The organism is Brevibacillus halotolerans (genome assembly GCF_026891775.1).
GTDB lineage: Bacteria > Bacillota > Bacilli > Brevibacillales > Brevibacillaceae > Brevibacillus_B > Brevibacillus_B halotolerans.
Map to the genome: position 1 here is coordinate 38,848 of NZ_JAPTNK010000027.1, position 10,572 is coordinate 49,419.

The window sequence follows — 10,572 nt, forward strand, 5'->3', positions numbered from 1 at the left end:
GCTCAATTCCAGGTATATACCATCTCTTTAAATCCAACATCCCATAGGGTTTCATTCCCCTCAATGGTTATCGTAAGCTCATTTGCTTGTGGGAGAAAAATTAAGCTCGTATCCGGTTCATGGCGTTGATCTTCTGCAGATACGGACAGGAACTCATGTCCATCAACGGTAAGCTTGATGCTGCCCTGGAAATCCTTTTGATCGGGAATTCCATAATTCAAGAAAAGATACAACTCCTTCTTATTGCCTAACGTATACGTGTACGTTTCCTTGTTTTTACCTTCGATGCTATACACATTATATTTGGGTTCCACGTCTTGACCGCCAATCTTAAGACTGGACTGTTTGGTTCCCGTTGATGGATTCCCGGTACTATCCTTCAATTCGTTTATCGCCACAAAGGGGCCCATTTCTTTGGTGAACACTTGGTCAAGCATCCCGAAGACCCCCCACACCCCAAGCATCAAGACAACACTGAAAATACCCGTAGTGGCAATATTTCTCCAGTTGTTTTTTGTACGAAAGCCAAGTTTGTACGCCCCGAATCCGACTGCCGCACCCAATGAGTTCGGTATGACGTCGTTAATGTCAAAGCTGCCGAGGAATGTTAGTGCCTGAATAGTCTCCAGCACGAGAATGGACAGGATGAACAAAGTCATCAAGCGTACAAAGTTGGTTCGATATAACAACGGAATCAATATGCCAAAAGGGATGAAGGCTGCGATGTTCCCGAAATCTATTAAATCCATCAGCGTAGGATGTAGAAGATCGTATAGACCTGGCAGCCTAAAAAAACTGTCCGGTAAAAAAATAAAGGTGTACTTGGTGATTTGATCTACCTTACCTACTCTGCCGAAAGCGAAAAACAAAAAATAAAGAATCAAAAGGGTATAGAATATAGTAATTGCAAAAATAATCTTACGCTGTTGCTTCAAATGCATTGTCTTACCTCCATCGTTCATCTGATGAATATCATTTTATCTGTCTAAAATGACTTTCCAGTGACAATGGAGGTGACAATTCAGTCACTTACGGAGTGCCGTTAAATCACGTGCTTATAAAATTTAATCCGAAACTGCGTACCATTCTTGCTGTCGCTCGTCACATCGATCACGCCGTTCTGGCTGGCAATGATGCTGTGAGCCATCGCAAGCCCTATACCAATGCTCCCCTCGCTAGCGTTCTTTCCTTTGTAAAAACGTTTGAAAATATAAGGCAAATCTTCTTTCGGAATGCCTTTTCCGTTGTCAGCAATGACGATTTCCGTAAATAGCGCGTTTTCGGAAAATGCGATGTCGATCGCTCCGCCCTCAGGCGTATGCTCCACGCCGTTCCTCAAAATATTGATGACCGCCTCAGCAGTCCAATTGAAATCTCCGACAAAAGAGACGTTGTCATCGCCCGCGATGGAAAACGTCTGTCCCTTAATATCCATCGGAATCATAACCGGCTCTAATGCCTTTTGGATCAGGTTTTTCATGGGGATTCGATCTTTTTTGAATTGGATGGTCTTCGCGTCCATTTTCGATAGCTTTAATAAAGAAGAAACAAGCCAGTCGATGCGTTCAAGCTGGATGCGAATATGATGGGTGAATTCCGTTCTTTTAGCCGGAGGCAGGTCAGGGGCACTTAACAAATCCGCCATCACCGTCATGGAGGTGAGCGGTGTTTTGAGCTGATGCGAAATATCAGATATGGCATCCGTCAGTTGAATTTTGTCGCGCTGCAATAGCGACCGGTGTTCCGATAGCATGAGCGTCACTTTGTAAATATCATTCTTTAAAATACTTAGCTCGCCTTCTTGGTTATCGCGAACGTCGAGGGAATCATTACCGTTGCTTATTTCCCTCAAATAGTCGGACAGCTTCGCTAGCTCGCGATATCTCCATCTCGTGAATAACAAACTCGTACCAATAAGCAGCATGGATACAATGAAAACGAATATCGCTGCGACGGACGAAAAGAAAGCAGCAACGGTGGTCGCCGTTATGCTGATCGAGCCCATGACGAGCAATAACATTTGAAATTCCCGATTCCGCAGCATCTAATCACCAACCTTATAGCCTAAACCGCGTACCGTTTTGATCAAAGTCGGATGTCCTGGATCATCCTCCAACTTTTCCCTCAGCCTTTTGATATACACCGTTAATGTATTGTCGTTCACGAATTCGCCGGCCACGTCCCAGATTTGCTCTAAGAGCTGATTCCTTGTGAGGACCTGTCCAACGTGGTTGCCGAAGATCAGCAATAAGCGATATTCTAAGGCGGTCAGCGGAATTTCGGCGCCGTTTTTATGCACTTTGCCTTCTAGCGTATTGATTCGAACATTGTCGATGTCGATGATCGCTCTAGCATGGGACCGCTTCTGGTATCTCCGCAAGACGGACTTGATCCGGGAGAGAAGCTCACGAACTCGAAAAGGTTTGGTAATGTAATCGTCGGCTCCCATGTCGAGCCCCATCACGACGTTAACCTCATCGTCGATCACCGTTAAGAAGATGACCGGAATGTCTCGTCGCTCTTTCACCATCTTGCACAATTCATAACCGCTTCCATCCGGAAGTTGTAAATCGAACAGGCATAAAGCGAACTGATCGATGTCTTCGGCGAGCACCTTTTTGGCTGAAGCAACATCATGACAGAGAACGGTTGAATAACCATCCTGCTGAAGCGAATATTCCAGTCCCGACGCGATCGTCTTATCATCCTCGACTAATAAAATTTTCAATGCAGATCATCCTTACGTTAGAGTAAATTCACTCCTCATCTTAGTTTCGATATTATAACAGATTTTCTCAACAGGTTTCACCGTTTTATTCTGTGGCTCCTGCCCACTTGCAACCCTTCCCCGATCGGTAAGCTCCCCAAGGTATTTCGCTTGCTCCTTCATCCCCATTGCGTCACTAACCTTCCATTGTGTTTTCAATACCAAAATGAGTTCATTTGCTAACATTCTATCCACAGTTGTTTCCCACCTTCAAAATTCCAGTCCAAAAGTCTTTTTCCATATAGTTCATGTCCACATTACCGTTAATACCAGCCACTTTCCCACAATCGGAATACTGAAAGACCGCCCAGCGGCTCCATATAGGGTTTTGAAGTGCATCCCTTAAAGTAACCAAAGTTCTTCTTTCAGCCGTAGGAGGTGCAGCAGTAGGGAAATTAAAAAACAAAATTGCATCCACCTTCACACGCTGCTTGTTCCAATTGTGGAAATGCTGTCCACTTTTTTTAGCCATACGAATTCTTTTTTCAATTGAGTCAGCTCGGCATAGCACGTATTGCATGTTAATCCTTTACCCGTTCTCTTGTATGTGCTGTTTCATTGCGCAAAAAAATGATTGAAAACAAAGCGAGAACAACCGATTGTTTTAACGATTAAAATTTCTTGTTCTTTATTCGGATAGATACGAAACTTATACACCTTGTTTACAATCACTGTTCTCACCTCAGCTTTTTAGTATTACTAACCTATGATTATACCAACGGAGTAAGCTAACGCCTACCGACATTTATCCCCCACTTACTCATTGGGCTATGCCCTACACAATGATATCTCCAAAGAAAACAAAAAAAGATTATTAGACATTACTTTTCATCAAGAATCACCTGCAAACAAGATTCGTTTTTGGATTCAAGATCGGCGATGCTAAAAAAAGGATAGAACCACACTGAAATCATCAGGGCTCTATCCTTTTTGAGTGATTATTTTCCACCAGCGCTCGTCAAAACGTCAACCATTTCCTGATAGCCGTGTTTTTTGGCATGCTGCAAAGGTGTTACTCCACTTCTGTCAGCCAGATTCACATCGGCTCCGTGCTCAATCAGCAGATTTACGATCTCCTGATGATTTTTGCCGCCATCTCCAAGAATAATGGCTTCCAGCAGAGCGGTCCAGCCCAGATTGTTGACGTGATTCACATCTACATTGGAGTTCGTGAGCAGCTCTCGAACAATCTCAACATGCCCGCGATCAGCCGCTGGAATAAGGGCGGTACCTCCATAACGGTTGGTAATCGTCGTGTCAGCACCTGATACAATGGCTGCTTTCAAAAAATCCAACTTACCTTCCGCTCCTGCATAGAGTAAAGGATTGTCAAGTTGATTGTCCCTGATGTTGATATTAGCCCCCTTCTCGACTAGAAACGTAAACAGCTCTAATTGGTTCGTGTGTACGGCAATCATAACAGAGGTTCGGCCTCTTTCATCCGTAGCGTCAATATCAGCACCATCCGTCAGAAGTTTCGAAATGGCTTCTTTGTCTCCCTGATTTGCAGCTTTCAACAGAGCGCGATTCAACTTGTCCATTTCTTCGTTCACCACTTGGGTTGTTTGCCGCTTTCCGCTTGATAACAAAGAGTCCATATTTATCTCGCTCCCCGAAAGAGTGATAGCCAAGATCAAAAGACTAATTCCACGTAGCACAGCGAACCCACACCTTTCCTTTGATTTCTAAAGCTTCATCTACAGATTTGTTATTTGACCGTCAGCTCAACCTTGGACTGGCCAGCCCAGTCGCCAACGGGGGTAACGGTATAAGCTACTCCTTTAGTCAGTTTGCTGTCCTGCACAAGATCGAACACGCCCACTGCACCCTTGCGACTGGAATATTTATAAGTACCGGTCAGTTTATTACCCTCTCCATCGGTCAATTCCACACTGCGGCCGGAAAATAGCTCATCTCCCGGGTCCTCCGCCAAAGTAACGGCTATAGATGTTTCACTGATTGCCCCCGCTTTGACAATTTTTAGCGGTGGGATATCCTCGGCTACGAATGTCGGATTGGCGATTTCCGTCCAATTCGAGGTAACGGTATACTTAACTCCGGGTGTCAGCACCTGACCTTCCGGCAAACGGAATTTTGGTTCTTGCTTACCATCCGTTGATTGGGTGAACGGGACGTATTTAGCTACGATCGGTTGACCGCCTTCCGGTGTAATCATGACTTCTCTACCTTGACCAGAGGAGATGATCTGATAGGTTCTTCCATCCGCTCTGTTGTCCTCATCCAGGACGAATGCATTCGCTCCGCGGCCACCGCTGTATGCGCTGATAACATATCCGTAGTCTACAACTCCGTTAGCCTTGAGAGCTTCCAATTCGAAAGTATCGTTCGAAACCTGTCTAGCTTCCGTCATGTCAAGTTTCGTTGCGTTTCCTGTAAATGTACTCACTTTTTTGCCTCTGTAGGTCAGGGTATACGTTGTGCCTGGTTTTTGTACGGTTGTTGGTACGATATACGTAGCAATCGAACCCGTTTTTAACCGCGGCATATTATTCAAGGTCAATCCATCGTTAAATACAAAGTCTTCTTTTGTCTTGGCAAAGACTTCATTCTCGGCTGTCAAAGGAGCGTCAAAAGTCACAATCAAGGTAATGGTATTCAACGGACGAACGCTCGTAATTTTCGCATTTGCCGAAGGAATCGCCTGACGAGCGATATTCAGCAAGTACGCTGTCTCGCCGTGAGTGGCATTGTTATCGGCTCCATAAAAACGTTCCATCCAATAATTCACGGATTTCATATCACGTTTCAACGCTTTGGACACGATTTGTACTAACTCCGCATGTGTCACAGTTCCATGTGGATTAAAGCGTCCTTCTTCCGCCTGCATGATTTCTTGTGCTACCAGTTCAGCGGCATACTTGTAGTACAAATCATCCTGATTTACATCCGTGAAACTAGGTAAATTGCCCCCTTTCCCTTGGAGACCAAACGTGAGGACGACCATTTTCGCCAGTTCGGCGCGAGTGATCTGGTTCTCAATCCGTATGGAGCCTTTTTCGTAGCCGTGCATCACGCGAAGTTCAGCGAGATTATTGACTGCTTGTTGAATTTCCTGTGATGAGAGACTCGTTGATGCAGCTTCTACATGCAGAGCGGTAAATGGAATGGATGCCGTTCCCAGGGCCGATATCAGCATCATGACAGCCAGTTTATTAGAATATTTAATCATCGGTAACTCCTCCTTCAAATATTAGGCATGGTAGTAGTTCGTCATAACTGTATGATAAAGGAGGGATATAAACCCCGAAGAAACTCGGGATAAACCGATTCTAAAATCTTTCTTAACAAATTATAAAAACGATCACACGGAAAATCGGTATCCGGCACCCCAGACCGTTTCGATATACTGCGGGTTGGAAGGATCGACTTCTATCTTTTCCCTCAACTTGCGAACATGTACGGTAACGGTTGCAATATCCCCACTGGAATCCATGCCCCATATTCGTTCAAATAACTCATTTTTGCTAAAGACACGATTGGGATGGCTTGCAAAAAACTCAAGCAGGTTAAATTCACGGGTGGTAAATATTACTTCTTGATTTCGTACGTAGACTCTGTGGGCAGCTTTATCAATGACCAGACCGCGAATATGAATTTTGGACTTATGATCGGTCTCCTGTTTGCCCAATAGCCGTTCATATCTCGCTAGATGAGCCCTGGCTCTCGCCACTAGCTCACTAGGGCTGAATGGTTTGGTAATGTAATCGTCGGCGCCAAGATTAAAGGCCCGAATTTTATCAATCTCTTCTTTTTTCGCAGAGACAATCAGAATCGGCACTTCCTTGCTTTGTCTGATTTGATTGCATAATTCAAAGCCGTTCATCACAGGAAGCTGCAAGTCCACAATAATAAGATTGTAATTCCCCTGAAGTGCAAGCAGTAAACCCTCATTGCCTGAATAACATAAATCAACGAGAAATCCATTTAGTTCAAAATAATCCCGCTGCAGCTCAGCGATCGTAGTTTCATCTTCAATGATGAGGATTCGTGTCGTCATAGGTTAGGTATACCTCCTTCGTTCGTTATTCGTTTCAGGGTAAAGAACAAGCTCGTGCCGATGCCTAGCTCGCTACTTACCCAGATGGAGCCTCCGTGTCCTTCTATGATTTGATTTGCAATGGCAAGCCCCAGTCCGCTACCGCCTGTTGAAGAATTGCGGGATTGCTCTGCACGATAAAATCGTTCGAAAACATGGGGTATGGCTTCAAGTGGGATGCCCTTCCCGTTATCCCATATTTCAATGGTGACCCATACTGGGGTAACTTGTACGGAGACGCGAATCATTTTTTGTTCTTTGTCCATAAAATTCTGAGCATTGCTAATAATATTAAGTACTATACGTTTTAATTTCTCTACATCGGCAATTACTTGAATACTATGATCTGGACGATTCCCCCACTCAAGCAGGATTCCTTTTTCCTCCAATTCATAATACAGTTCATCAATACACTCATCCAAAAAACCAACAATATCTACATGCTCAAAGAAGAACGATACTTGCTTTAAATCAAGCTTGGAGTATAGAAATAGTTCGTCTACGAGTTTATCCAGATCAACGGCTTTGGAATAAATGATGTTCACGTACTTGTTCATTTTCTCAGGAGTATCTGCGACCCCATCTCGAATTCCTTCGATATAGCCTTTTATATTAGTAATAGGCGTACGCAAATCATGGGAGATGTTGGAGATTAATTCTTTCCGATTCTCCTCGTCTTTCAATCGAAGCTGAACCGATTCAAGCAGTCTCTTTCGCATATTTTCAAACGCCGCGTTCAATTGACCGATTTCGTCCTTTGAGCGCAGATCAAGTGAAAATTGGAGATTACCCTCTTTGATGTGATCAGCTGAGGTCCGAAGTAAATCAAGGGGTTTGACGACGCTTCTGGTAATCCAGCGGTATAACAACATATTCGCAACCACGACGACGCCGATGAGAATCAGAATGAGGATGGGTAACAGCCTGCGTATCACTTCACCAAAAGGGCTTCGCTCGCGTATAACGAAGACGCCGCCTTTGGCGCTATCCGAAAAGCGGAAGTCGTATTTAGCGTAGGCATAAAATCTTTCGCCAATGTTAAAGGTATTGCGAATCTGATTGTTGTCCAGATCATAGGAAGGGAGATTCTCCTCCAATGCAGGCTGATTAAAGGTACGCGACGCAAATACCTGATGGTTTTCCCGGCGGACAAAGAGACCTGCCCTCACGGTTTTAAGCTTGAAATCGTAGTCCAGCAAAAGCTCTTCATTTTGCAATTGATCTGGTTCGTTTTTGGCGAGATATTTTAATTCGAGAAAGATCGATTCCTCTTGTTCAGTTAGCGGATTAAGCTGGTAATGGACTTTATAGAGATCCCGAATACTGTTAATGTCACCTGTCGCTGCGATCGTGACCAGACTGGCAGTCAAGAAAAAGACCGAAAGACTAATGATAAGCATACCTGTATAAGACAGCAATAGTTTGACTCTAATGGACATAGCTCACCTCGTTCGAATAGGGGAATAGAAAATACCATCGTTTTTTGACTATAACTCCTGGACTAGCTTTGAAAGTACTCTCTTGTATTTGTTCAATAAATGCTTTGGCTGCTCGGCTCAGATAACGGTCGGAGTGGTAAATAATTGACAAGCTGCGGATGAGCGCGCCATCCTTGATGCGTATCGTGTGTAAAACCGGATCACAAATTTGCCGTATTAACGGATGTGGCTGTCCGGTTGCACCAATATTGGCTTACATCAGATTCATAATCGAAGAAGTAACTGAGCTGGTTTCAAGAACGGAATGGAGCTTACATCCACATTGACAGACAATCTCTTCAACGATATCACGCCCCAGAAAATCTTCGGGATACAGGACTATGGGAAGGTCTCTCCGTTCATCCAAAGCAATGCAGGTCCGGTTAGCCAGCGGATGCCTCCTTAGACACTGTCAACACATACTCCTCCTTGCATTATGGGATGGTCACAAGGCGGTCCAGTAGCATATAAAGCTCATCCTCCTACTCGTCGCTTCCATTTTACAAAGGTTCAGCTTCTTGGGGTTTGACAATAGAGGGACGGTCGGGATCTGTTTCTCCACATGAACTATTTTTTGTTCAGGTTGTGGAAATGCTCAAATAAATAATCGCAATCTTCTCTTTTCTCGACCTTGACCATGTTCAGAATGCTCTTATCCTCTTCTGTCAAATATTTACGAAGATGTATATCGGAAAAACCGTGCTTATCCGCGTCTTCTGCGGTGTTGCAATAGTACACTTTTTTTATGCCAGACCAAATGATTGCCCCTAAACACATCGGGCATGGCTCGCATGTTGCATAAATTACGCAATCAGACAAATCCATTGTGCTTAATTTTTTGCAAGCTTCTCTGATTGCTACCATTTCCGCATGTGCAGTAGGATCCGTATCCCACATCATTGTGTTGGCTACAGCGGCAATAACTTCATCTCCTCTAACAATGGTTGCGCCAAACGGCCCTCCCGCTTGATTATCCATACCTTCGATCGCCGCTTCAGCAGCCAATTTCAAAAAATCCATTGTTTTATACCTCCATCTCATTTGTTTACTCTAGCGAATAAAGTGTACAAGAGAAACAACACAATCAACCTGCTGAAAAAAGCAAATTCATTCAATGCTATCTATTCTTTACCCTTTACTCTTTCAAGCTTTTTCCTAGAAGGATTTCTGCCATTTTATAAGCATACTTGTAAGTTTCAAAATCCTCATAATTACTTAATACGACAATTGTCAATTTTACTTCCTGTTATTCTGTACCTTTTTTACATAGAACATGGTACCTATAGAAACAAGGATACAAATACCCCTGCCGTTAATTAAATTAATGGTAGGGGTATTTATGTAACTCATTTATAATAGGAATGGCAATAGATAAAATTAACTATATTGAAAATAATGAATAATTCATTGGAAATAATTTTAGATATCAAGCCATGCTAGTGGTTAAAGTGAAGCTTACCAATACACTAGAATCTCCACTAGCATCATAATCCCATGAATAATCAAATCCTCCATCATCGTCACTAAAAGGCAAGGCTGTCATCTTAAGTTCATGATTTACATGCGTTCTCCAGTTCTTAAGACCAAAATCATCATTATTATAATTAGCATAACCTTTATTGGTAATCTTTGAGTTGTTTTTGTTAAAATACCCTCCTTTTCAAACTATTTATATGGACAGAATCGATTATATAATCTAAATTAATAAATTTCAATATTTTCCAAATTTAGAATATACGTATATCTGTTTGGTAAACCTATACTTAGAACTATATAAGAGGTGAGTAATATGAAAAGAAATCCTTATTTATTTTTCGGTTTTTTATGTGGTTTTATTGCTTCAGTAATGAGCATTTATTTATGGTATGTAGCAATAATTCGTGATGAAACAATTAAAGGGCTATTCTTAGTATTTTTGTTCTTTATACTATTTCCTGCTATTTTTCGATTAGTATCGTCATTCGTTTCTCCACCAATAATCATTATTTCATTCGTCTGGTCACTACCATTAAGCATCTACTATATGTTTTCAAGTACTGGTATCTGGTTGCTTTATGTTGTTTCCTATATGTAGTCTCAGCAATATTAAAATTCAAAGGGGTAAACAAATTATCAAATAGTTAATAACATGTTGGTTGGTTAGAATTGGATTTGAGTCAATATCTTGGACACAATTAAGTTAAGTACTAGGATGCTTTTCTTTGCAAGTCTTCTACTTCTTGAGGTGTTTTGTAGCCTAGACTACCATGTATTCGGGTTCGGTTATACCA

The 10,572-nt window shown here is 42.6% G+C and carries 10 protein-coding genes and 1 pseudogene; all 11 read right to left on the minus strand.

What is annotated here, in order from left to right:
* Nucleotides 1-2 precede the first annotated feature (2 nt).
* Complete coding sequence (locus tag O0550_RS22725; RefSeq protein WP_035317990.1) at nt 3-941, minus strand: VanZ family protein; 939 nt, start codon at nt 939-941, stop codon at nt 3-5.
* Between the two features lie 101 nt (nt 942-1,042).
* Nucleotides 1,043-2,044 (minus strand): sensor histidine kinase, encoded by a 1,002-nt coding sequence (locus O0550_RS22730; RefSeq protein ID WP_003339245.1) that lies wholly within the window; start codon nt 2,042-2,044, stop codon nt 1,043-1,045.
* Nucleotides 2,045-2,728 (minus strand): response regulator transcription factor, encoded by a 684-nt coding sequence (locus tag O0550_RS22735; RefSeq protein ID WP_003339244.1) that lies wholly within the window; start codon nt 2,726-2,728, stop codon nt 2,045-2,047. It abuts the gene before it with no gap.
* 12 nt (nt 2,729-2,740) lie between these two features.
* Nucleotides 2,741-2,953 carry a hypothetical protein gene (locus O0550_RS22740; RefSeq protein WP_003337490.1) on the minus strand — a complete coding sequence of 71 codons (213 nt, stop codon included), beginning with the start codon at nt 2,951-2,953 and terminating at the stop codon, nt 2,741-2,743.
* 1 nt (nt 2,954) lies between these two features.
* Nucleotides 2,955-3,287, minus strand: a complete 333-nt coding sequence (locus tag O0550_RS22745) for a hypothetical protein (RefSeq protein WP_258427289.1) — start codon at nt 3,285-3,287, stop codon at nt 2,955-2,957.
* Nucleotides 3,212-3,439, minus strand: a pseudogene (locus O0550_RS22750) (helix-turn-helix domain-containing protein); the annotation flags it as partial. The gene O0550_RS22745 and the pseudogene O0550_RS22750, both read right to left, overlap by 76 nt.
* 266 nt (nt 3,440-3,705) lie before the next feature.
* Nucleotides 3,706-4,365: an ankyrin repeat domain-containing protein gene (locus O0550_RS22755; RefSeq protein WP_174888166.1), complete on the minus strand. Its 660-nt coding sequence runs from the start codon at nt 4,363-4,365 to the stop codon at nt 3,706-3,708.
* Nucleotides 4,366-4,475: 110 nt separating this feature from the next.
* Nucleotides 4,476-5,957, minus strand: coding sequence for an S-layer homology domain-containing protein (locus O0550_RS22760; RefSeq protein ID WP_258427286.1), 1,482 nt, complete (start codon nt 5,955-5,957; stop codon nt 4,476-4,478).
* Between the two features lie 132 nt (nt 5,958-6,089).
* The gene (locus O0550_RS22765) at nt 6,090-6,785 is read right to left on the minus strand and encodes a response regulator transcription factor (protein WP_003337477.1); all 696 of its coding nucleotides are present in this window, start codon (nt 6,783-6,785) and stop codon (nt 6,090-6,092) included.
* On the minus strand, nt 6,782-8,263 hold the full coding sequence (locus tag O0550_RS22770; RefSeq protein WP_258427287.1) for a HAMP domain-containing sensor histidine kinase: 1,482 nt from the start codon (nt 8,261-8,263) through the stop codon (nt 6,782-6,784). The genes O0550_RS22765 and O0550_RS22770 overlap by 4 nt, the downstream gene beginning before the upstream one ends.
* A 606-nt stretch (nt 8,264-8,869) precedes the next feature.
* The gene (locus tag O0550_RS22775) at nt 8,870-9,322 is read right to left on the minus strand and encodes a nucleoside deaminase (RefSeq protein WP_181748568.1); all 453 of its coding nucleotides are present in this window, start codon (nt 9,320-9,322) and stop codon (nt 8,870-8,872) included.
* Nucleotides 9,323-10,572 lie beyond the last annotated feature (1,250 nt).